The following is a 20,708-nucleotide window of genomic DNA, read 5'->3' on the forward strand; positions in this document are numbered from 1 at the left end:
CCCTGGTGCCGTTCGGCCTGGGGGGGTGGCGCGTCCGGGCAGTGTCCGGGGGGGGCCCGGGCCCGCCGCGCCCCCGCCCCCGCCCCGCCGGGGCGCGGGCCCACGTCCCGAGGTCCGTGGGCCCGCGCTCCCGCTCAACCGACGCCGGTCACCGCGTCGGCGCCGCCGCCGGGGCCGGGGCGTATCCCGTCGGCCTGGCCGTGAAGGAGCCGCGGCCCTGGGTGCGGCTGCGCAGCCGGGTCGCGTAGCCGAACAGCTCGGCCAGCGGCACGGTGGCCGTGACCACGGCGGAACCGCCGCGCACGGTCGAGTCGGTGATCCGCCCGCGCCGGCCGGACAGATCACCGAGGACTGCGCCGACGGCGTCCTCGGGCACGGTGACCGCGACCTCGACGACCGGCTCCAGCAGGACCATCGCACAGCCGCGCAGGGCCTCCCGCAGCCCGAACCGGCCCGCGGTGCGGAAGGCCGTCTCCGAGGAGTCCTTCACATGGGTCGCCCCGTCGACCAGGGTCACCCGCACCCCGACGACCGGGTGACCGCCGAGGGGCCCCTCCGCGAGAGCGTCCCGGCAGCCGGCCTCGACGGCGCGCACGTACTCCTGCGGCACCCGGCCGCCGACAACGGCGGAACGGAACTCGAAACCGGTTTCGACGTCGCCGTCCGCACCGCAGCCTCCACCCGGGCCGAGCGGTTCGACGTCCAGGACGACGTGCGCGAACTGCCCTGCTCCGCCGTCCTGTTTGACGTGCCGGAAGACCAGGCCGGACACACCGCGGACGACCGTCTCCCGGTAGGTCACCCTCGGACGCCCCACGGCGACCTCCAGACCGTGGCCCCGGCGGATCTTCTCCACCGCCACCTCCAGGTGCAGCTCGCCCATGCCCGACAGCACCGTCTGACCGGTCTCGGCGTCCGTCCTGACGGCCAGTGACGGGTCCTCCTCGGCGAGCCGGGCCAGCGCCGTGGCCAGCCGGTCGGCATCGGCACTCGTCCGCGGCTCCACCGCCACCGAGACGACCGGGTCGGGAACCCCGGGCGGTTCGAGGACGACGGGCGCCCCCGGCGCGCACAGGGTCGAGCCCGCACGGGCCGACTTCAGTCCGACCACGGCCACGATGTCCCCGGCGACCGCCCTCTCCAGCCGGGCGTGCCGGTCCGCCTGTACGCGCAGGATCCGGCCGATCCGCTCGGTGCGCCGGGCGCCCGACTCCCACACCGCGTCTCCCTTCTCGATCGTGCCCGAGTACACCCGCAGGTAGGTGAGCCGTCCGGTGGCGGTGGCCGCCACCTTGAACGCGAGCGCCGCGAACGGCGCGTCGGGGTCGGCGGGACGCTGCTCGCGGACCTGGTCGCGTCCGCCGTCGCCGGACGCGTCCCCGCCGTGGTGCGCGCCGTGGGGACCGGCGTCGCCTTCTCGGGCGCCGCTGACCGGCGGCACGTCGAGAGGCGACGGCAGATACGCGACGACCGCGTCGAGCAGCGGTTCGATCCCCCGGTTGCGGTAGGCCGAACCGCACAGCACGACCAGCACGTCGCCCGTGCGGGTCAGGTCGCGCAGCGCCCCGGAGAGCGTCGCCGCGGAGAGCGTCTCGTGGTCGCAGAACTCCTCCAGCGCGGCCGGATGTCGCTCCGCAACGGCCTCCTCCAGCAGCCGGCGGCGGCGCAGCGACTCCTCCCGGAGTTCCTCCGGCACGGCCCCTTCGACGGCCGTGTCGGCGCCGTCGCTCCAGGTCAGCGCCCTCATCCGGAGCAGGTCGACGACGCCGGTGAAGCCGTCCTCGACGCCGATCGGCAGCTGTACGGCCAGCGGGACCGGGTGGAGCCTCGCGCGGATCGACTCCACCGCGGCGTCCAGGCCGGCGCCCGCCCGGTCCAGCTTGTTCACGAACGCGATCCGGGGGACGCCGTGCCGGTCGGCCTGCCGCCACACGGACTCGCTCTGCGGCTCCACGCCCGCGACGGCGTCGAACACCGCGACCGCCCCGTCGAGGACGCGCAGCGCCCGCTCCACCTCGTCGGCGAAGTCGACGTGCCCGGGGGTGTCGATCAGGTTGACGCGATGACCGTCCCAGTCGCAGCTGACGGCCGCGGCGAAGATGGTGATGCCGCGGTCGCGCTCCTGCGGGTCGAAGTCGGTGACGGTCGTGCCGTCGTGGACCTCGCCGCGCCGGTGGGTGGCGCCGGTGGCGTACAGGATCCGCTCGGTGACGGTGGTCTTGCCCGCGTCCACATGGGCGAGGATGCCCAGGTTGCGCACGGCGCGGAGCTGACGGTCGAGGTTGTTGCGCATGGCCCTTTGGCCTTTCGGGGTGTTCCGGGAACGGGCAGCGCGATGTCCTGACGAGATCCCACGAGGGGGAAAGCTGACTCTGACGTGCCATCAGGCGTGGTGTCGTGACGACGTGTCCGAGCGTTCGGACGTCCGTCAGGATTCCCGGTGCCGGCCGCGCGGCGAGCACCGGCCGGACGAGGACACGAGGATCACCTCGTAGCGGGAGCAGGGAGCGGCGGCGGCGGTGTGCTCACGCATGACCGGGCTCCCTTCGTTTCGTCACGGTACGACGCGCCGCACGGATCGTGCGCGGCGCTCGGTCCGGCGAGTCTAGGACCGAACGACGGGCGACGGCACGCCATTTACCGCGCCTCGACGGTTCACCCGGCCGCTGCCTCGTCACCCGGACGTCGACCCGGGCGTTCACGCGGACGCGGTCTGCGCCGTCGCGTAGAACTCCCTGCGCACCCGGCGCAGCCACGCGTCGGCGGCGCGGTCGTCCGGCTGGTCGGGCAGCGCGCTGCGCGTCTCGGCGAACGCCTCCTCGAAACGGCGCAGCAGTGGCTGCGCCGTCTCGGGATCGGCGGCGACCTGCTCGCCGAAGCGGTGGTAGCTCTCCGGGTCCTCGACGCGGATCGTCAACCGCCCCGTGGTGTACAGCTCGTAGCCCTGGGTGCACAGTCGCCTGAGGTGACGGGCGTGCTTGGCGGTCCGCTGGGCGAGCGCGGCGGTGCGGGGCCCGTCCTGGCGGTTGTGCAGCTTGCGGAACTGCTGGGTGGCATAGCCCAGATAGGCGTTGCGGACCCGCCTGGCGCCGAGCAACGTCTGGCGCAGGCCCACGAGTTCGTCGCCGAGCGGGGTGCGCACCTCGTACAGCTCGTCGGGCAGCCAGACGAGTTCCATCACGGTCGGGTTGCCGGCGAGGGCGAGCCGGCACCATTTGCCCGCCTCGTGCAGGGTGCGGTCGGGCGCCGTGCTGACGTGAGACTCGGACGGCCGGTGCAGACCGTGCAGTTCTTCGGTGGGGGTGGCGAACAGGCCCAGGCGGTCGACGTCGGAGCCCTCGTGGGCGAGCCCGTAGGCGGTCGAGCCGACGATGCCGGACAGCAGGATGTTGGTGACGGTCACAGGTGCCCCCGGTCGTACCCCGACGATGGTCTGTGGCCGTGTGGCCGTGGGCCGGGACCGCCATGATGCCCCGGCTCCGGCCCGCGCCACCTCGCATTTATTCTCGGGGCCGCCTCACCCGTCCGGCTCATCGCGCTGGTAGAGCGGCTCGGCCGGTGGTGCCGTGGAGGACAGGGGCAGCCGTCCCCGTCCCCAGGAGGCACCTGTGACCACCGCCCGTCCGTCGTCCCGTCCGTCCTGCCCGCCCCGCCCGTCGGGCCCGGCCGGTCCCACCCGCCCGGCTCGTCCGGGCCGGTCGGTGGCCGCCGTCCTGGCCTGCGGGATTCTGCTGGCCACGGCGGCCTGTTCGAGCGAGGACGACAGCGCGTCGTCCGGCGCGGACGTCGCGGCCGCTCCGGTCGCCGGGCGGACCACCGCGCCCGCCGTCCTGCCGCTCACGAACGCCCGCGCACGGATGGCGTTGATCACCGAGGGCGACCTGGAGGACGACTGGACGCAGGTCAAGACCGCGGGGAACTGGCACGACCGCCTCCTCGTCGGCAAGGTCGACGTCGCCCAGTTCCTCACGGCCAAGACCCAGGCCGCCGCCTGTCAGCAGTTGCTCGACGGACTCTACGAGAACGACCTGCTCGGCAAGCCGTCCGGCGGGTCGGCGCTCACCGGCTTCCAGCAGGGCGATTCCCGGCTGTTCTACCAGGTGGCCGCCTACGACAAGGCCGACATCGACACGTCACTGGCCTGGCTGAAGTCGCTGCCGACCGAGTGCGACCAGTTCAGCGCGGTCGGCTCGCGGAACTCCACGCGAACGGTTCAGGTCGTCGAGGCCTCACTGCCGAAGGCCGGCGACGCCCGGCAGGGCCTGACGGTGACGGTGAAGGGGGTGTCCGGCGGCTCCCCCGCCACCCTCGCTCTGGACCTCGCCGTCGTGCGGGTCGGGAACGACGCGATCACGGTCGTCAACGGCGGGACCCACGGCGTGGACCACGACAGCACCGAGGACGCGGTCAGCCACGGCGCCACCCGGCTCAAGGACGTCCGGGAAGGCCGCACGCCGGCCCCCGAACCCAGCCAGTTCGACTGACGGGACGGCGTCTCCGGCGTTCTTCCTCCCCTCAGAACCATGTGACATATTACTGGCGCCTCATCGACCGAGCGGTGACGTCGTGGTCGTCGGCGCCGGCATGGTCGGCGCCGCCTGCGCGCTCTACGCGGCCCGCGCCGGGCTGGACGTGATCCTGGTCGACCGCGGGCCGGTGGCCGGCGGCACGACCGGCGCGGGTGAGGGCAACCTCCTCGTCTCCGACAAGGGCACGGCACGATCGGCGTGGCGACGGTGCTCGTCGAGACGGGCATGGTCGAGGTCGTCGAACCGGTCACCACCATCCGCCTGGACACGCCCGCCGGGCTCGTCGTCGCCGAGGTGGCGGTCGAGGACGGCGCTGCCAGGGCGGTGACCCTGCGCAACGTGCCCTCCTTCACCGTCGGTCTGGACCGCGCGGCCACCCTGCCGGACGGTCGTACGGTGACCTACGACCTGGCGTACGGCGGCAACTTCTACGCCATCCTGGGGCTGGAGGAGTTCGGTCTGCCCTTCGACCGCGCCCGCAAGGACGACATCCTGCGGGCCGGCCTGTCCCTGATGGAGGCGATCAACGCCGAGGAGAAGCCGGTCCATCCCGAGGACCCCTCGATCCGCGGGTGCCATCACGTGCACCTCCACGCGCCGGGCGCCACCGCCCGGCACTCCCGGCACGCCATGGTCATCCACCCCGGCTGGTTCCACCGCTCGCCCTGCGGGACGGGAACGAGCGCGCGCATGGCCCAGTTGCACGCGCGGGGCGAACTGCCCCTGCACACCGAGTTCGTGAACGAGTCCTTCATCGGCACCCGGTTCACGGGCCGGCTCCTCGGCACGACGGAGGTCGCCGGCCGGCCGGCGGTGCTGCCCAGCTTCACGGGGCGGGCCTGGATCACCGGGACGGCCCAGTACCTGCTGGACCCGACGGATCCGTTCCCGTCCGGGTTCGTGCTCTGAGACGGCCGCACGTCAGGCGGTGGGGCGGCGGGCCGGTACCGCGTGACATGGCACAGTGCACTGGTTCACAGTGACATGGCACCGTTCGTTCCGAGGAGACCCGTCATGGCCGCCGACCGGCGCACCAACAGCAGGACATCGGAGGTATCCGCGTCCCCGAACGCGCCGACCGCGTCGACCGCGTCGGCGGCCTCGGCTGTGCCCGCAACGTCCGCCGCACCCTCGGCGCCGGCTGCGGCGCCGGCGCTGCCCGTGCTCGGCGGGAGGCGGAGCAGTTACCGCGAGCGGGTCGCCGACGCCCTGCGGGCGGCGCTGATCGCGGGCGAACTGCGGCCCGGCGAGGTGTACTCGGCGCCGACGCTGGCCGCCCGCTTCGGCGTCTCGGCGACCCCGGTGCGCGAGGCGATGCTGGACCTCGCCAAGGAGGGCGTGGTCGCCGCCGTCCCCAACAAGGGCTTCCGGGTCACCGACGTCTCCGACCGGCAACTGGACGAGTACACCCACGTCCGCGCGCTGATCGAGATCCCCACCGTGGCAGCGCTGGCGACGAGCGCCGACCCGGTGTCGCTGGAGGCGCTGCGCCCGGCCGCCCGGGAGATCGTCGCCGCCGCGGTGGCGGGCGACCTCATCGCCTACGTGGAGGCCGACACCCGCTTCCACCTGGGCCTGCTCGCCCTGGCCGGCAATGCGCACCTCGTCGAGGTGGTCCGCGGACTGCGCGGCCGGGCCCGCCTGTACGGCCTCACCGCCCTCTCGGCGTCGGGGCGTCTGCTGGCCTCGGCCGAGGAGCACCTGGAGTTGCTGGACGCGCTGCTGGCCCGTGACGAGCGGGCCGTGCGCGAGGTCATGACCCGGCACCTGGGACATGTGCGGGGTCTGTGGGCCTCCGCCCGCCCCTGAACCTCGCCGGGCCGCGCACCGCGGAGCCCGACCCGTCCCGGAGCGGGTCGGCGCGTTCCCCGGTGGTCGGCGCGTTCCGCAGCGGTGGACTCGTTCCGTGCCCGCGCCCCCTGCCCGGCCCTCCTCTCGCGCCGCCCGCGGCCGGTGATCACGCCTGTGATCCTTGTCGCTGGTGTGAGAAGCGTGGGAAGAGTGTCGATCGGGCATGCAACTGCCGGTATGCGAAGGGGTGGTGCCGTGTGGTGTCGTTACCGTGGAGGTACGCGTGAGCCGGTGTGTGATCGGCGCAGGTCTGTCCGGGCTGGCGACAGCCCATGCTCTCAAGTCCGAGGAGCTCGACTTCGTCTGCCTGGAGCAGGCGTCCGACGTCGGCGGACTCTGGCGACAGCCGGGGGCGGGCGAGCGCGGCCCGGGCTATCTGTCGCTCCACCTCAACACCAACAAGCGGCTCACGGGTTACGCCGACCACCCGATGCCGGCGTCGTACCCGGTCTATCCCCGGCACAGCGACGTCGCCGCCTATCTGCGCTCCTTCGCCGAGTGGGCCGGCCTACTGGATCACATCGAACTGGAGACGACCGTCGAGTCGGTGCGCCGGGCGGCCGACGGTTCGTGGACGGTCGTCAGCCGGGACGCCCGCGGTGTGCGCACCGCGCGCGACTTCACCCAGGTGATCGTCGCCTCGGGACACAACACGGAGCCGGTCCTGCCCCCTGCGCCGCCCGGTTCCGACAGCTTCAAGGGAACGATTCTCCACGCGCTGGACTACCGCGACGGCAGCGACTACGCCGGACAGGACGTCGTCGTGGTGGGGCTCGGCGCCTCGGCGGTCGACATCGCGGCCGACCTGTCCCGCCACGCCGCCCGGACGTTCCTCTCGGTGCGCCGGGGACTGCACATCCTGCCCAAGCAGGTCTTCGGCATGCCTCTCGACGACGTCGCCGAGGCCCCGTGGTGGACGGCCATGTCCCTGGCGGAGCAGCGCCGGTTCATCGAGCAGGCCCTGCTCGTCGCTCGCGGCAGGCTCTCGGACTACGGTCTGCCCGAGCCGGACCACCCGATCTTCGCCTCGGCCGTCACCATCTCGGACGAGATCCTCACCCGCATACGCCACGGCGGGGTCACTCCCAAGCCGGCGATCGCTCTCCTCGACGGTGACCGGGTGGTCTTCACCGACGGCACGTCGGCCCGCGCCGACGCGATCGTCCACTGCACCGGGTACCGCATGGCGTACCCGTTCCTCCCGCCCGGTTGTCCGATCGGCCCGCAGGGATCGGTCGAGCTGTACAAGCGGGTGGTCGCGCCCGGCCATCCCGGTCTGTACTTCGTCGGCCTGGTCCGCCCGCACGGATCCGTCACCCGGCTCGTGGAGGCCCAGGCGCGCTGGGTGGCCCGGATCGCGGCGGGCACGGCGTCACTGCCGGAGCCGGAGGTCATGCGCAAGGAGATCGCCGGCTATCTGGCCGGCATCGCCGATCAGTACGGTCAGACGCGGGGCGCTTCGATCCAGGTCAACGTGGCGCCCTATCTGGAGGAGCTGCGCCAGGAGTGACGTCTCGTCCCGGCGGCCGGGCGCGCTCTTCCCAGAGGACTCGTCCTCGGCCGGGCGGCGAAGAGGCCGCCCGGGCGGTCGGGGCGGCCGTACGTTCCTGTCTTCGTGGGACGGGCCCGTGACGTCCTACAGGCCCTGCCGCTCGGCGGGCCCTCCTGTCCGGCTGTCCCCGCCGGCGGTCGTCGGGCCTTCGGTCACGGCCCGGCCGGCAGGGGCGCGGGCGGCAGGGGGACGGTGGCCAGGATGTCCGCGGAACGGGCGGTGCGGACGGCGGCGGCGGGCGGCCGGACGTCGTACGCCTCCGAGGAGATGTACGTCGTGACCCGGGGCGGACGGCCCCGCTGGTGGGCCAGGCCCAGATAGGCCACGAGTCCGACGCCGTCCTCCGGCTGCCGTGAGGTGACCGCGGTCGTGGCTCGGAGCACCGGGGCCGGGTCTACGCCGTAGCGGCCGAGCAGTGTCGTCGCCCGGCCCAGTGCCTCGCCGTCGTGCCGCGCGTAGTCGCGCACCGGGACGTAGAGGCTGAAGCCGCTCGGCCGGCCGCTGCCGGTGTCGGTGAAGGCGTGGCAGGTCTGCACGGGCCGACGGACGACCCGCGGCCCCCCGCCCCCCTCACCCGCGGCACCGGCTTCGAGGTGGTCGGTCCCGAAGCCGGTGTCGTGACCGGCTGCGACGCGGAAGAACTCCTCGATCTCCGTCCGGCGCGGACCGCCGTCCATACGGCACAGGGCCCCGGCCTGCGCGGCCGACAGCTCGTCGTGCGCGAGGTAGACCTTGGCCCGGGGTTCCGCCCAGTCACCCAGGTCCAGGGCGAAGAACAGCGGACGGCCGCCTTCGGGCAGCGCGGCGAACGCCTCCCGGTGACCGAGGCGCTTCAGGGCCTTGCGCACGGTCCTGGCGGCCCGTTTCCGCCCGGCGACCGCGGCGTTGAGGTAGACCTTGACCTTGGGGACCCCGCCGGGACGCAGCTCCAGCGCGCACCACAGCGCGAGGGGACCGCGGGGCGACGACGGGAAGAAGAGGTCTTCGAGTTCCTCGAGGCGGTCGGTGCTGAAGGCCCAGCGCCGCGCCATGCCCCTCAACACCCGCAGACCGGTACGGCCGTTGCGCACGAGGTCCTGCTCGCCGGCACCGGGTTCGAACAGCACCCTCAGCGCCGGCGCCGCGCCCGGTTGGCAGGACAGGGAGAACTCCACCGGCGTGTGGTCGTCGGAGAGGAAGCTCCGGCTGGGCGGCGGCAGGGCCAGGGGGCGCTGCGCCACGGGGCCCAGCGCCTCGACGAGGGTGCGCGCGTAGCCCTCGGAGTCGGCGACGGACAGCCCGGCGTTCTCGCCCAGGCGTAACAACTGGCGGGCGGCGTGACCGCCGAGCGTCGCCGCCGCCGAAGCGCCCGCGCCGCCGGACCGGGGGGCGGTCATCTGACCTCACCCCGTGCCGGGGCCGCGCCAAGAAGATACCCGCCCGGGGAGGCGGGTATCAGGGAGTGCGCGGGGATGGGGCGTTGCAGGAACACGGCGTCGGTGGATATGAGGTCCACGACACCTCCTCTGTCTCGTGAGCAACACTGAATGCCGCGTTCCTCACTACCCCGGGCGCCGAACCATCATGCGGTGACGACGAGTTGACGAGTGTCGCGCTGATCACCTCGTCAGCCAGTTGAGGAACTGGCTCCACACACCGCCGCGTTCGCCCCGACCGCCCGTGGCGGTCTGCGCCCGGCGCGGGGCCGCCGCGGTGCGGGTCTCGGGAGCGGGCCCAGGCGCTGCCCGGACCGGGGTGAACTTGGCGGGCAGTACGGTCAGACCCCGGTTGAAGGTGCCCGGCCGCCAGGTCAGGCTCTCGGTCGGCACGGCGAGTTCGACGTCGGGAAGCTTGTTCAGCAGGTTCTCGATGGCCGTCACGGTGATCTGCCGGGCGGGCTCCTTGGACGGACACGCGTGCGGGCCCGCGCTCCAGGCGAGGTGGGCGCGGTTGCTGCCCGTCTTGCGGGCCGCGGTCAGCGCGGGACCGGTGTTGGCCGCGGCGAAACTGACCAGCACCAGGTCGCCCGCCTGCAGCTTCTGCCCGGCGAACTCCATGTCGGAGACCGGGTAGTGCGGCGCCAGGTTCTGCATGGGCGGGTTCTCCCACAGCGTGTCGTCGATCGCCTCGTCGATCAGACCGCCCTGGTGGGCGTACGCGTCGTGGGTGAGCAGCCGGTGCAGGGTGTTGCCTATCAGGTTGCGCAGCGGCTCGTTGCCCGCCACCAGCAGCAGGGCGATCTGGTGCACCAGCTCCTCGTCGGTGAGCTTGGCGGGGTGCTCCATCAGCCACGAGGGGACGTCGTCGCCGGGCTTGGCGCGCTTGAGCGCCACCAGCTCGCCGATGGCCCCGAACATCACCCCCACCGCCTGCTCGGCGTTCACGCCGTCGAACATGCCGGTGATGCCGAACACGACGCGGTCGCCGATGTCGGCGGTGCAGCCGAAGAGTTCGTTGAACACGAACAGCGGCAGCTGCTTGGCGTAGTCGCCGAGCAGGTCGGCCGATCCACGCGCACCGAACTGGGAGATGAGGTAGTCGGAGACCTGCTCGGTGCTCCGGCTCAGCCTGCGGGTGTCGACGCGGGCCATGCTGTCCGTGATGGCCTGCCGCAGCCTCAGGTGATCGGCGCCGTCGCTGAACATGGCGTTGGGCCGGTAGGCCAGCAGGGGCACGACGGGGCTGTCCGGGGGCACCCGGCCTTCGTTCAGGTCCCGCCAGCGGCGGGCGTCCTTGCGGAAGGAGCCGGAGTCCTGGAGGAGTTGGAGGGCGGTCGCGTAGTCGGTGACGAGCGTCGCCTCGACTCCGGGGGCGAGCTCCACGGGCGCGGTGGGCCCGTAGTGGCGCAGGTAGGAGTAGTAGGCCTGGGGGTCGGCCGCGAACTCCGGTCCGTGCAGCGGCACTCTGCCGCCGGGTTGGTGCGCCGGGCACCCGGGCGGGGGCACGGGTGCGGTGGGTCGGTCCATTTCTGCTCCCTAGTGGGCACGGTCCTGCAGGTGGCGGACGAGCGTGATGAGGGCCTCGGCCGACGACTTCTCGTCCCGTGCGTCACAGGTGACGACGGGCGTGTCGTCGAGCAGGTCCAGCGCCTCGCGCAGGGCCTGCTCGTCCCGCAGGGGCGAGCCGTCGAAGTGGTTGACGGCGATCGCGTAGTCGAGTCCGTACTGCTCGATCAGGTCGATCACGGCGAAGGAGTCCGCGAGCCGTTCGGGGTCGACGAGCACCAGGGCGCCGAGCGCGCCGCGCGCCATGTCCTCCCACATCTGCACGAAGCGCTGCTGGCCGGGCGTTCCGAACAGGTAGAGCACGACGCGGTCGCTGATCGTCAGCCGTCCGAAGTCCATGGCGACCGTGGTGGTGGTCTTGCCCTGGACCCCCTTGAGGTCGTCGACCGACTCGGCCGCCCGGGTCATCGTCTCCTCGGTGGACAGCGGCTCGATCTCGGAGATCGCCCCGATGAACGTCGTCTTGCCGACCGCGAAGTGGCCCACGACGAGGATCTTCACCGCCGTCTGCGTCGCTCCGCCGCGGACGTAGGCCCGCTCATCCAAACTTGGCCCTGAGACCATTCAGCACCTCCTCCAGGATGTCCCGGTCGGCGAGGGGCGCCCGCTGCACCGGTGGGCGGGTGACGAGGTATCCGCCTTCGGTGAGGGCGGCGAGGAGGATCTTCACCACGCCCAGGGGCAGTTGGGTGTGCCCCGCGATCTCGGCGACCGAGAGGTAGCCGGCCGCGCACAGCTCCAGCAGGCGCTGTTCCTCGGGCGACAGCCGGGTGGGCCGCTGCTGGTGGTCGGCGACCGCCGTGACCAGGGTGATGAGGGAGAGCTGCTCCTCGTCGGGCAGGCCGCGTCCCTTGGTGATGACGTAGGGGCGCACTAACTCCGGTGTCTGCGGCTCCAGTTCGTCGAAGCCGGTCATGACCGCACGCCGAGGTTCTCGCGGGGCGGCGTGGTCAGCGCCTTGCCCAGCTGACCGACGAGCTGCTGCATGCGGAAGGTGATGTCCGCCATGTCGACCTCGGGCGAGGCGGAGACGCCGAGATAGGCGCCCTCGCCGGCCGAGATCAGGAAGACCCAGCCGCCCTCGAACTCGACCAGCGTCTGCCGCCACTTCTGGGTGGAGTCCTCGCAGAAGAAGGCGAGCGAGCGGCTGAGCGACTGCACGCCGCTCATCGCCGCGGCCACCCGGTCCGCGTCGTCCTTGCCGAAGTCCTGCGTGCGTGCCATCAGCAGGCCGTCGGCGGAGATCAGGACGGCATGCAGAGCCCCGGGGATCTCCAGGGCGCTGTCAAGCATCCATGACAGGTCGTCGTTCACGAGAACTCATGCCCTTCGCTGCTCGCACCACGGGTGCTGCTCGACTGTTCCGCGGGATCCGTCTGCGCGGCCCGGCCGGATCGGGTGCCGCGCTGGAACGCGCCCATGATCGCCGCCGTCTCCGCGCCGGAACGCGAGGAGGCTGGGGTGTTCGACGCACTGCCGGGCACGATGGCCATCGGTCGCTTGCGGCGCCGCCTCGGCAGGCCGTCGGAGGTGGTGGTCGCGGTCAGGCCGGCCTCCGGGCCCCCGCCTGCGGGGGCGGCCTGGGCAGCGGGGGCGACCGGAGCCGGCTCCTTCTGCTCCGGCGCGTTGGTGAGCAGGTCGTGCGGCAGGAGGAGGACCGCCCGGACGCCTCCGTAGGGGGAGGTGGAGTCCACGGACACCTCGAAGCCGAAGCGCTCGCTGAGCACGCCCATCACCGCGAAGCCGAACTGCGGCGGGTTGCCGAGCGCGGAGACACCGGAGACCCGTTCGCTCGACAGGAGTTTCTCGGCACGGGCGCGCTCTTCGTCGTTCATGCCGACGCCGGCGTCGTCCACGACGATGCAGATGCCCTTGGGGACGGTGCGGATGTTGATCTCGACGACGGTGTCCGGGCTGGAATAGCTCGTGGCGTTGTCGAGGAGTTCCGCGAGGGCCAGTGCGACGGGTTCGACGGCACGGCTGGTGATGCCGAAGTCGACCTGCGAGAGGATTTCCACCCGTCGGTAGTGACGGACCCTGCCCTGCGCGCTGCGGACGACGTCGTAGACCGACGCGACATCACGCTGACGCCCGAGCCAGCCGTCGCACAGGACGGCGATGGACTGGGCGCGGCGACCGAACTGGGAGTTCGTGTGGTCGATTTCCAGGAGGTCCTGGAGAATCACCGACTCGCCGTATTTGTTCTGCAGCCGGGAGACGATCAACTGCTGTTCCGCGGCGAGGCCCTGGAGGGTCCGCATCGCGGACTTGAGGACCGTTTTCGTAGCCTCTTCGGCTCTTTCGTGAGCTGCCTCGACGGATTTCGCGTACCCGTTCTCGAGCTCGGCGTGACGAGCCCGGAGATCTGCGAACTCCTGCCGTAACGTCCGCGCCGCCCTGCGCTGGCGAACAATGAGGGCGACGGCGACGAGTACGGCGACGAGGAGAGCCCAGAGTACCGGGTTCCGTATGTAATCAGTCATAAGACTCTCTTCAGGCGACTGACGGCCAGTTGCTGATTCCCGTCAACGCGGGTGGACCGGCGGACCGCCCGCATCGGGGTGACCGCCCGGACTGTCCCCGTAGTCGGAGATGTCGTCTTGCACCCATCCGCCCGCTCTACAAGCGAGCGTGATCGTATCATCACAAGAAGCAGCCTCAGACGGCCAATCCGGGTGCAGAGATGAACCTTGACGAACCGTCAGTCGTAGTGGGAAGAGGCGTCCCGAAGGCATCCAGAAGGGTGCCGGAGAGTGTCGGAGAGGGCCGAGCGAGCGGCTCGGGGCCGGGACGGCGAGCAGGGAGACAGGACGACCGATAAACGGTCTTCCGCGACATTGGGGCGTTCACGCGGACGGAAACAGCAAAACCCGCATCCGGTCGACGCCGAATGCGGGAATGTGAAGATCACCGAGCGAGAGCCGCTCGATACGGAGAGTGAGAGTGGAGAGAGAGTGTCCGAGGGGGGACTTGAACCCCCACGCCCGATAAAGGGCACTAGCACCTCAAGCTAGCGCGTCTGCCATTCCGCCACCCGGACCAGGTGTCTGCCGCACACCGGTGTTCCCGGCGGCGACATGGACAACAATACCAAGCTTTCGGCGTGCGTTTCACCTGCATATCCGCTGGCCGGGCCGGTGCGGGCGCCCTCGCGACGCGGTCTCACGGCGGGTGACCGCCCGCTCACTTTTCCCCGTCGACGGGGCCGTCGCCGTACGGAGCCCAGGATGCGGTGCGGCCCTCACGCACCCGCACCGGCTGTCGTGAGACGCCCAGGCGAGAGGCCAGTCGCGCTCGGGCGGGTCCCGCGACGTCCACAGCGAGTATCGACGGTCTTCCGTCCGCAGTGCACGGCGCTCGGGCGCCGGCCCGAGCGGGGCACTGTGGCACGCGTCGCCCTGCCGCTGGGCTCCGCCACCGCTTCGAGGGCGTCCCGGGCCCGGGCCCGCCCCTTTCAGGGGCAGTACACGACCTGTCCCGCGTACGACAGGTTGCCGCCGAATCCGAACAGCAGCACCGGGTCCCCGGTCGAGACGGCGCCCTGTTCGACGAGCTTCGAGAACGCGAGCGGGATGCTGGCGGCGGAGGTGTTGCCCGACTCGACGACGTCGCGCGCGACCACGGCGTTGACCGCGCCGATCTTCTGCGCGAGGGGTTCGATGATGCGCAGGTTCGCCTGGTGCAGCACGACGGCCGCGAGGTCCTCGGGAGCCAGTCCCGCCCGCTCGCAGGCCTGGCGCGCGAGCGGGGGCAGCTGCGTCGTGGCCCAGCGGTACACGCTCTGCCCCTCCTGCGCGAACCGGGCCGGCTGGCCCTCGATGCGCACCGCGTGCCCCATCTCGGGGACGGAACCCCACAGCACGGGCCCGATGCCGGGCGTCGCGCCGTCGGGACAGGCCTCGACCACGGCGGCGCCCGCTCCGTCGCCGACCAGCACGCAGGTCGTCCGGTCGCTCCAGTCGGTCACCTCGGACATCTTGTCGGCGCCGATCACCAGGGCACGGGTGGCCGCGCCCGCACGGACGGTGTGGTCGGCGGTGGCCAGCGCGTGGGTGAAACCGGCGCAGACGACGTTGACGTCCATCGCGGCCGGCCGCGGCACGCCGAGTCGGGCGGCGACCCGGGCGGCCATGTTGGGCGAGCGGTCCACGGCCGTGGAGGTCGCGACCAGCACCAGGTCGATGTCGTCCGGTGTGAGACCGGCCGTCGCGAGGGCCTTGGCGGCGGCGTTCGCCGCCAGCTCGTCCACCGGCTCGTCGGGGCCGGCGATGTGTCGCGTGCGGATGCCCACCCGGCTCCTGATCCACTCGTCACTGGTGTCGACCAGGCCCGCCAACTCCTCGTTGGTGAGCACCTTGGCGGGCTGGTAGTGGCCGACGGCGGCGATGCGCGAGCCGTTCATTGGGGGGTCCCCTCGTTGCCTTGGGTAGCGGGATCCACCAGTCTGATCAGTGACTCACGGGTACGGGGGCGCGTGAAGCGACAGGAAACCGGTTCCCGGGTTGTCGGCTTCCCCATAGGCCTCGGACGCCCGGCCAACCGTCGAACGCGCACTCCCCGAACACGCGCCCCACGGGTTCGCTGCCCGGCGAACAGCTGCGTCGCCTTCTGGACGAGCTCGTGCAGCCCGTAGGCGAGTGGCGTTCTGGACGAGCTCGTAACAGCCCGTAGGCGAGCGGCGCCCCCACCCACAGCCAGGCGAGGGCGATCAGCGGCCGCCGGCAGGCTGCGGACTCGGGCTGCTGGCGTTCGGCATCGGCGGTTCCTCGAGGCGGGGACGTGGTGTCGGGCGTCGACGGGGCGGACGAGTTCGTTGGCGACGAAGCCGACGGCCAGCAGCCCGATCATGATGAACAGGGCTTGAGGCGGGCGGGGATCGTCGCGAAGCCGCCGCTGTAGAAGGAGAGGATCACCAGCGCGCATGCGCCTGCTGATGGACGGGGGCCCGCGGCCCCGCGCTCCGTGTGCAGGACAATGAGTCAGTGAAGGTCACCGCGCCGCACGACGACCCGGTGACCCACGGCGATCTCCGCAGCCTGGGCCGCTTCGGCTACCAGCACGCACAGAACCGGGGCTGATCACGACATGGGACGAGTCACCGAACGACGCACAGTGATCCGCATCAGGGACGGAGCGGTCACCACCAGGCCGGACACCCTCGTGGCCGAGGAACCGCTGGAGATCCGGCTCAACGGCAAGCCGCTCGCCATCACCATGCGCACCCCCGGCGACGACTTCGCCCTGGCGGCCGGCTTCCTGGTCAGCGAAGGCGTGCTGGCCGCGGCCTCCGATCTGCTGAACATCGTCTACTGCGCGGGCGCGACCCTTGAAGATCCCTCCCTCCCGGGCGGAGCCGAGAGCGGGCGGGGCTCCAACTCGTACAACGTGGTGGACGTGCGGACCGCCCCCGGCCTGGCGATTCCCGACATCACCCTGGAGCGGAACGTCTACACGACCTCGTCCTGCGGCCTGTGCGGCAAGGCGAGTCTGGACGCGGTCCGCACGACGGCCCGCTGGCCGATCGCCGACACTCCCCCGCTGCGGGTCGATCCGGAACTGCTCGCGAGCCTCCCCGACCGGCTGCGCGCGGCCCAGCGGGTGTTCGACCGGACCGGGGGGCTCCACGCGGCGGCCCTGTTCTCCGAGGACGGCGAACTGCTGGACGTGCGGGAGGACGTGGGCCGGCACAACGCGGTCGACAAACTGGTCGGGCGCGCCCTGCAGAACGAGGGCCTGCCCCTGTCGCGGACGATCCTGCTCGTCTCGGGACGGGCCTCGTTCGAGCTGGCGCAGAAGGCCGTGATGGCGGGCATCCCGCTGCTCGCGGCGGTCTCGGCGCCCTCCTCCCTGGCCGTCGACCTGGCGGCGGAGACCGGTCTGACGCTGGTGGGCTTCCTGCGGGGCAGTTCCATGAACGTCTACGCGGGAGAGGACCGCATCGCCCTGCGGACCGCGACCGCCGGGAGCTGACCCGGCCGCACCGAGACCCGGCGGCGGGGCCCCGAAGCGCGGGCCCGTCCCTCGCGCGGCCGGGGCGGCCCTGACTGGGCCCCGGCCGGCCGTCCGTCGCCGTCCGGACCGCCCCGACCGCCCGACCGCCCCGACCGTCAGCCGTCCGTGCCGGAGATCCGGGCCAACAGGGCCGTGAACTGGTCCCGTTCGGCTGTCGTGAGCGGCGCGAGCAGCGCGTCGTTGGCCGCACGGGCGGCCTTCTCGCAGCGGGCGAGCACGCGTTCGCCCGATCCGGTGAGCGACACGGCGTTCTTACGGCGGTCGTTCGGGTCCGGCTCACGCACGACCAGGCCCGCCGCCTGAAGGTCGTTGAGGACGCCGACCAGGTCCTTCGGGTCCAGTCCGACACCGCGGCCGAGGTCGGCCTGGGCCACGGGGCCGAGATCGCGGACGGCGCAGAGCACGACGTGGGACCACATCTTGACGCCCTCGACGGCGAGGGCGTCGGCGACCAGCGAACGGCCGCGCGCGGCGGCCCGGCCGAGCAGCCAGCTGGGGAGGGAGCGGATCGCGGCAAGGGGCGCTTCGGTCATGGTCACACCCTACCGATAAGTCATTGGTCCTCCCCACGACTTGCCGTTATCGTTGGTCCTCCCAATGAATCTGACGAACGTAAACCCTGGAGGTGCGATGCGTCGCGTCCGGTACGAGTCCACCGGTGGGCCGCTGTTCCTGGAGGAGGCGCCGGTCCCCGAGCCCGGACCCGGCGAGCTCCTCCTGCGGTGCGAGGCGATCGGCGTGACCCTCCCCGTCGTCCGCAAGGTCACCGAGGCCGCGGAGCCGATCGCGCTCGGCGGTGAGATCGCCGGGCGGATCATGGCGGTCGGGAGCGGGGTCGGCCGATTCCGGGTCGGCGAGCGCGTGACGGGCCTGTGCTTCGGCCACGGCTACGCCGACTTCGCCCCGGTGCACGAGACGATGGCCTCCCCCGTCCCGGACGACGCCGACGCGGTCGACGCCGTCGCCCTCGTCCGCAGCGGGCTGGTCGCGCTGGGCGCGCTCAGCGCCGCGCGCCCCGAACCCGACGAGACGGCGCTCGTCACCGCCGCGGCGAGCGGGGTCGGCCACCTCGCCGTGCAACTCGCCAGGACGCGTGGTGCGGCGCGCGTGGTGGGCGCGGTGTCCGACCCGGCGAAATCCGACTTCGTGAGGGCTCTGGGCGCCGACGATGTCATCGTCTACGGCCAGGACGACTGGGGCGCGAGCGCCGACTACGTCCTGGACGCGGTCGGCGGCGACCTGCTCACCCCGGCCGTCGCGGCCCTCGCCCCGGGCGGGCGGCTCGTGGCCTACAGCTCGGGCGGCGGGACCGTCCAGGCGTACGACCTGATCGTCGGCGCCAAGTCGGTGATCGGCTTCCAGACGGCCCGGACGGCGCGCGGCGAGCCGGAGCTGTACGAGCGCTGGCGGCGGGAGCTGTGGCGGCTCCACGCGGACGGAGCGCTGAAGCCGTCCGTGCACGGGAGGTTCGCCCTGGAGGACGCCGCGAAGGCGCACGCGGTGATCGAGGGGCGCGAGAACCGGGGGAAGGTGATCCTGGTGCCCTGACCCGGCCTGACCGGCACGGCCCCGGCCACGCGGACAGGCCACACGGACAGGCCACACGGACACGGTCGCGCGGACCGGGCCCGGCCGCCCGGGCGGCGCAAACCCTTCAGGCCGTCGCCGGGGTCCGGTCGTCGGCCTGGGCGCCCGTCGGGTCCAAAGGGTCCCGCGCGCGGCGCTTGGCGATGACCGCGCACACCATGAGCTGCATCTGGTGGAAGAGCATCAGAGGCAGGACGGCGAGGGAGGCGTGGGCGCCGAACAGGACGCTCGCCATGGGCAGTCCGGAGGCCAGGGACTTCTTCGAGCCCGCGAACTGGAGGGCGACGCGGTCCGCACGGCCGAACCGCAGCGCTTTGCCGCCGTACCAGGTCAGGGTGAGCATCACGGCGAGCAGGACGGCCTCGACGACGAGCAGTCCGCCGAGGCGCACGGCACTGACCTGGTGCCAGATGCCGCGGACCATGCCCTCGCTGAACGCCGTGTAGACGACCAGGAGGATCGAACCGCGGTCGACCAGGCCGAGCACCTTCTTGTGCCGGGTGACGAATCCGCCGATCCACCGGCGCAGCAACTGCCCCGCGACGAACGGCACCAGCAGTTGCAGCACGATCTCGACGAGCGAGTCCGCGGAGAAGCCGCCGCCACTGCTGCCGAGCACGGCCGCGGCGAGCAGCGGGGTGACGACGATGCCGACCAGCGAGGAGAAGGACCCCGCACAGATCGCGGCGGGCACGTTGCCGCGCGCGATGGAGGTGAAGGCGATCGACGACTGGATCGTCGACGGGACCAGGGTGAGGAAGAGCAGCCCCTGGTAGAGCGGTGAGGTGAGCAGGGCCGGGACGAGGCCGCGCGCGGCCAGGCCGAGCAGCGGGAAGACCACGAACGTACAGGCCAGGACGGTCACGTGGAGTCGCCAGTGCTTGAGCCCGTCCATCGCCTCACGGGTGGACAGGCGGGCCCCGTACAGGAAGAAGAGGAAGGCGATCGCGGCCGTGGAGGCGCCGGAGGCCACGTCGGCGGCGCCGCCGCGCGCCGGGAACAGCGCGGCGAGCCCGACGGTCCCGAGCAGCAGCAGGATGTAGGGGTCGACCGGCATCCGACGGGGCCAGTGCAGGCGTTTCACGGTGCTCCACGTGCGCTTCGATGGACGGGCGCCGGGCCCGGAAGGTCTGCCTCCATCGTCCTGCACGACACCGTGATCGGGAATCCGCCATACCGTTCTCACTGTCATCACGCATCGCGATGACCGAGTAGCGTGGCAGGCGTGTACGACCCCTCCCAGCTGCGGACCTTCCTCGCCGTGGCGCAGACGCTGAGTTTCACGCAGGCCGCGCGGCGGCTGGGAGTGCGCCAGTCCACCGTCAGCCAGCACGTGCGGCGGCTGGAGGACGCGACCGGCCGGACGCTGTTCACCCGGGACACCCACTCCGTGGAGCTGACGGAGGACGGCGAGGCGATGCTCGGCTTCGCCCGCCGGATCCTGGACGTCCACGAGCAGGCGACGGCGTTCTTCACCGGCACCCGGCTGCGCGGGCGACTGCGCTTCGGCGCCTCGGAGGACTTCGTGCTGACCCGGTTGCCGGAGATCCTGGAAGGCTTCCGTCACGACCACCCCGAGGTCGGTCTGGAACTGACGGTGGAGCTGTCGGGCACCCTGCACGAACAGCTGAGCGCCGGAAAACTGGACCTGGTGCTGGCCAAGCGGCGCCCCGAGGACCCGCGCGGCGAGCTGGTGTGGCACGACGAACTGGTGTGGATCGGCGCCGAGCGGCTGCGTCTGGACGCCGGCCGTCCGGTCCCGCTGATCGTCTTCCCGCCCCCGGGCATCACCCGCGCCCTGGCCCTGGAGGCGCTGGAACGGCAGGGTCGGGACTGGCGGATCGTCTGCACCAGCGGCAGCCTGAACGGCCTCATCGCCGCGGCGCGGGCAGGGCTGGGCGTGATGGCGCACTCGCGGGGGCTGATCCCGCCGGGTCTGGTGCGGATCCCGGAACGCGCGGGGCTGCCCGAGCTGGGGCGCGTCGACTTCGTCCTGGTGCACGGCCGTAGGCGGACGTCGGCCCAGGGCGCGGCCGACGCGCTGGCGGCGGCGATCCTGACGGGCGGCGACCGACTGCAGCGGCGGGCGGCACCGGACACCGCCCGCAGGGAGGGCCGGCGAGAAACCGGCGCCGGCTGACCGCTCCGGTCCTTCTCCCGGGCGCCGAACTGATACGTCAGCTGCTTCAGCCT

17 protein-coding genes, 1 tRNA gene and 4 pseudogenes are annotated in these 20,708 nt (G+C 72.2%); 9 read left to right on the forward strand and 13 right to left on the reverse strand.

All coding sequences use genetic code 11. The features are described from left to right. Window positions 1-148 precede the first annotated feature (148 nt). Complete coding sequence (fusA, locus tag ACFVYK_RS05885) at window positions 149-2,293, reverse strand: elongation factor G (protein WP_389769026.1); 2,145 nt, start codon at window positions 2,291-2,293, stop codon at window positions 149-151. A 405-nt stretch (window positions 2,294-2,698) separates the two neighbouring features. Then, complete coding sequence (locus ACFVYK_RS05890; protein ID WP_389769029.1) at window positions 2,699-3,403, reverse strand: DNA polymerase beta superfamily protein; 705 nt, start codon at window positions 3,401-3,403, stop codon at window positions 2,699-2,701. A gap of 205 nt (window positions 3,404-3,608) precedes the next feature. Between ACFVYK_RS05890 and ACFVYK_RS05895 the strand changes: the two genes are divergently transcribed. The 5 genes and pseudogenes from ACFVYK_RS05895 to ACFVYK_RS05915 all read left to right on the forward strand — a co-directional run bounded on the left by ACFVYK_RS05895 (window position 3,609) and on the right by ACFVYK_RS05915 (window position 7,890). After that, a complete protein-coding gene (locus ACFVYK_RS05895; protein WP_389769032.1) occupies window positions 3,609-4,484 on the forward strand; it encodes a hypothetical protein in 876 nt (291 codons plus the stop codon). A gap of 100 nt (window positions 4,485-4,584) precedes the next feature. Then, a pseudogene (locus ACFVYK_RS05900) lies at window positions 4,585-4,714 on the forward strand (FAD-dependent oxidoreductase); the annotation flags it as partial. Continuing rightward, window positions 4,710-5,438, forward strand: a pseudogene (locus ACFVYK_RS05905) (proline racemase family protein); the annotation flags it as partial. The pseudogenes ACFVYK_RS05900 and ACFVYK_RS05905, both read left to right, overlap by 5 nt. Window positions 5,439-5,543: 105 nt before the next feature. Beyond that, entirely contained in the window at window positions 5,544-6,338 is a 795-nt protein-coding gene (locus ACFVYK_RS05910; RefSeq protein ID WP_389769034.1) for a GntR family transcriptional regulator, read from the forward strand. Between the two features lie 265 nt (window positions 6,339-6,603). After that, complete coding sequence (locus ACFVYK_RS05915) at window positions 6,604-7,890, forward strand: flavin-containing monooxygenase (RefSeq protein ID WP_389769036.1); 1,287 nt, start codon at window positions 6,604-6,606, stop codon at window positions 7,888-7,890. Window positions 7,891-8,084: 194 nt separating this feature from the next. On the opposite strand, the gene ACFVYK_RS05920 is transcribed toward ACFVYK_RS05915, so the two are convergent. From ACFVYK_RS05920 to ACFVYK_RS05960, 9 genes and pseudogenes are all read right to left on the reverse strand, one after another. After that, complete coding sequence (locus tag ACFVYK_RS05920) at window positions 8,085-9,308, reverse strand: tryptophan dimethylallyltransferase family protein (RefSeq protein WP_389769038.1); 1,224 nt, start codon at window positions 9,306-9,308, stop codon at window positions 8,085-8,087. Window positions 9,309-9,530: 222 nt separating this feature from the next. Beyond that, a complete protein-coding gene (locus ACFVYK_RS05925; RefSeq protein WP_389769040.1) occupies window positions 9,531-10,877 on the reverse strand; it encodes a cytochrome P450 in 1,347 nt (448 codons plus the stop codon). A gap of 9 nt (window positions 10,878-10,886) precedes the next feature. After that, on the reverse strand, window positions 10,887-11,480 hold the full coding sequence (locus tag ACFVYK_RS05930) for an ATP/GTP-binding protein (protein WP_389769042.1): 594 nt from the start codon (window positions 11,478-11,480) through the stop codon (window positions 10,887-10,889). Beyond that, window positions 11,455-11,832: a DUF742 domain-containing protein gene (locus ACFVYK_RS05935; protein ID WP_389769044.1), complete on the reverse strand. Its 378-nt coding sequence runs from the start codon at window positions 11,830-11,832 to the stop codon at window positions 11,455-11,457. Before ACFVYK_RS05935 ends, ACFVYK_RS05930 begins: the two co-directional genes overlap by 26 nt. Beyond that, window positions 11,829-12,230, reverse strand: a complete 402-nt coding sequence (locus tag ACFVYK_RS05940; protein ID WP_389769047.1) for a roadblock/LC7 domain-containing protein — start codon at window positions 12,228-12,230, stop codon at window positions 11,829-11,831. Before ACFVYK_RS05940 ends, ACFVYK_RS05935 begins: the two co-directional genes overlap by 4 nt. Next, a complete protein-coding gene (locus ACFVYK_RS05945; protein WP_389769050.1) occupies window positions 12,227-13,399 on the reverse strand; it encodes an ATP-binding protein in 1,173 nt (390 codons plus the stop codon). The genes ACFVYK_RS05940 and ACFVYK_RS05945 overlap by 4 nt, the downstream gene beginning before the upstream one ends. A gap of 472 nt (window positions 13,400-13,871) precedes the next feature. Further along, window positions 13,872-13,956, reverse strand: a tRNA-Leu gene (locus tag ACFVYK_RS05950). A gap of 414 nt (window positions 13,957-14,370) precedes the next feature. Next, window positions 14,371-15,318, reverse strand: a complete 948-nt coding sequence (locus tag ACFVYK_RS05955) for a beta-ketoacyl-ACP synthase III (protein ID WP_389769053.1) — start codon at window positions 15,316-15,318, stop codon at window positions 14,371-14,373. A gap of 325 nt (window positions 15,319-15,643) precedes the next feature. Then, window positions 15,644-15,856: pseudogene (locus tag ACFVYK_RS05960) on the reverse strand (MFS transporter); the annotation flags it as partial. 18 nt (window positions 15,857-15,874) lie between these two features. On the opposite strand from ACFVYK_RS05960, the pseudogene ACFVYK_RS05965 reads away from it, so the two are divergent. Together ACFVYK_RS05965 and fdhD are read left to right on the forward strand one after the other, a co-directional pair. Further along, window positions 15,875-15,994: pseudogene (locus ACFVYK_RS05965) on the forward strand (Fe-S-binding domain-containing protein); the annotation flags it as partial. Between the two features lie 7 nt (window positions 15,995-16,001). Continuing rightward, entirely contained in the window at window positions 16,002-16,886 is an 885-nt protein-coding gene (gene fdhD, locus ACFVYK_RS05970; protein ID WP_389769056.1) for a formate dehydrogenase accessory sulfurtransferase FdhD, read from the forward strand. Between the two features lie 137 nt (window positions 16,887-17,023). Here the strand turns inward: fdhD and ACFVYK_RS05975 are convergent, their stop codons facing one another. Continuing rightward, the gene (locus tag ACFVYK_RS05975) at window positions 17,024-17,461 is read right to left on the reverse strand and encodes a MarR family winged helix-turn-helix transcriptional regulator (protein ID WP_389769059.1); all 438 of its coding nucleotides are present in this window, start codon (window positions 17,459-17,461) and stop codon (window positions 17,024-17,026) included. 97 nt (window positions 17,462-17,558) lie between these two features. Here ACFVYK_RS05975 and ACFVYK_RS05980 point away from each other — a divergent pair, with 97 nt between their 5' ends. Further along, the gene (locus tag ACFVYK_RS05980) at window positions 17,559-18,476 is read left to right on the forward strand and encodes a zinc-binding alcohol dehydrogenase family protein (RefSeq protein WP_389769062.1); all 918 of its coding nucleotides are present in this window, start codon (window positions 17,559-17,561) and stop codon (window positions 18,474-18,476) included. Window positions 18,477-18,582: 106 nt separating this feature from the next. Here ACFVYK_RS05980 and ACFVYK_RS05985 read toward each other — a convergent pair whose 3' ends face one another. Next, on the reverse strand, window positions 18,583-19,599 hold the full coding sequence (locus tag ACFVYK_RS05985; RefSeq protein ID WP_389769065.1) for a bile acid:sodium symporter family protein: 1,017 nt from the start codon (window positions 19,597-19,599) through the stop codon (window positions 18,583-18,585). 141 nt (window positions 19,600-19,740) lie between these two features. Here ACFVYK_RS05985 and ACFVYK_RS05990 point away from each other — a divergent pair, with 141 nt between their 5' ends. Next, window positions 19,741-20,655, forward strand: a complete 915-nt coding sequence (locus tag ACFVYK_RS05990; protein ID WP_389769068.1) for a LysR substrate-binding domain-containing protein — start codon at window positions 19,741-19,743, stop codon at window positions 20,653-20,655. Window positions 20,656-20,708 lie beyond the last annotated feature (53 nt).

This window comes from Streptomyces sp. NPDC058291 (genome assembly GCF_042880855.1).
GTDB lineage: Bacteria > Actinomycetota > Actinomycetes > Streptomycetales > Streptomycetaceae > Streptomyces.

What these genes read in the sequence shown, in the direction of transcription:
- ACFVYK_RS05935 (WP_389769044.1), bottom strand. Translation starts at nt 11,832, where the DNA reads ATGACCGGCTTCGACGAACTGGAGCCGCAGACACCGGAGTTAGTGCGC.
- ACFVYK_RS05910 (WP_389769034.1), top strand. Translation starts at nt 5,544, where the DNA reads ATGGCCGCCGACCGGCGCACCAACAGCAGGACATCGGAGGTATCCGCG.
- fdhD (WP_389769056.1), top strand. Translation starts at nt 16,002, where the DNA reads ATGGGACGAGTCACCGAACGACGCACAGTGATCCGCATCAGGGACGGA.
- ACFVYK_RS05945 (WP_389769050.1), bottom strand. Translation starts at nt 13,399, where the DNA reads ATGACTGATTACATACGGAACCCGGTACTCTGGGCTCTCCTCGTCGCC.
- ACFVYK_RS05955 (WP_389769053.1), bottom strand. Translation starts at nt 15,318, where the DNA reads ATGAACGGCTCGCGCATCGCCGCCGTCGGCCACTACCAGCCCGCCAAG.
- ACFVYK_RS05920 (WP_389769038.1), bottom strand. Translation starts at nt 9,308, where the DNA reads ATGACCGCCCCCCGGTCCGGCGGCGCGGGCGCTTCGGCGGCGGCGACG.
- ACFVYK_RS05930 (WP_389769042.1), bottom strand. Translation starts at nt 11,480, where the DNA reads ATGGTCTCAGGGCCAAGTTTGGATGAGCGGGCCTACGTCCGCGGCGGA.
- ACFVYK_RS05925 (WP_389769040.1), bottom strand. Translation starts at nt 10,877, where the DNA reads ATGGACCGACCCACCGCACCCGTGCCCCCGCCCGGGTGCCCGGCGCAC.
- fusA (WP_389769026.1), bottom strand. Translation starts at nt 2,293, where the DNA reads ATGCGCAACAACCTCGACCGTCAGCTCCGCGCCGTGCGCAACCTGGGC.
- ACFVYK_RS05980 (WP_389769062.1), top strand. Translation starts at nt 17,559, where the DNA reads ATGCGTCGCGTCCGGTACGAGTCCACCGGTGGGCCGCTGTTCCTGGAG.
- ACFVYK_RS05975 (WP_389769059.1), bottom strand. Translation starts at nt 17,461, where the DNA reads ATGACCGAAGCGCCCCTTGCCGCGATCCGCTCCCTCCCCAGCTGGCTG.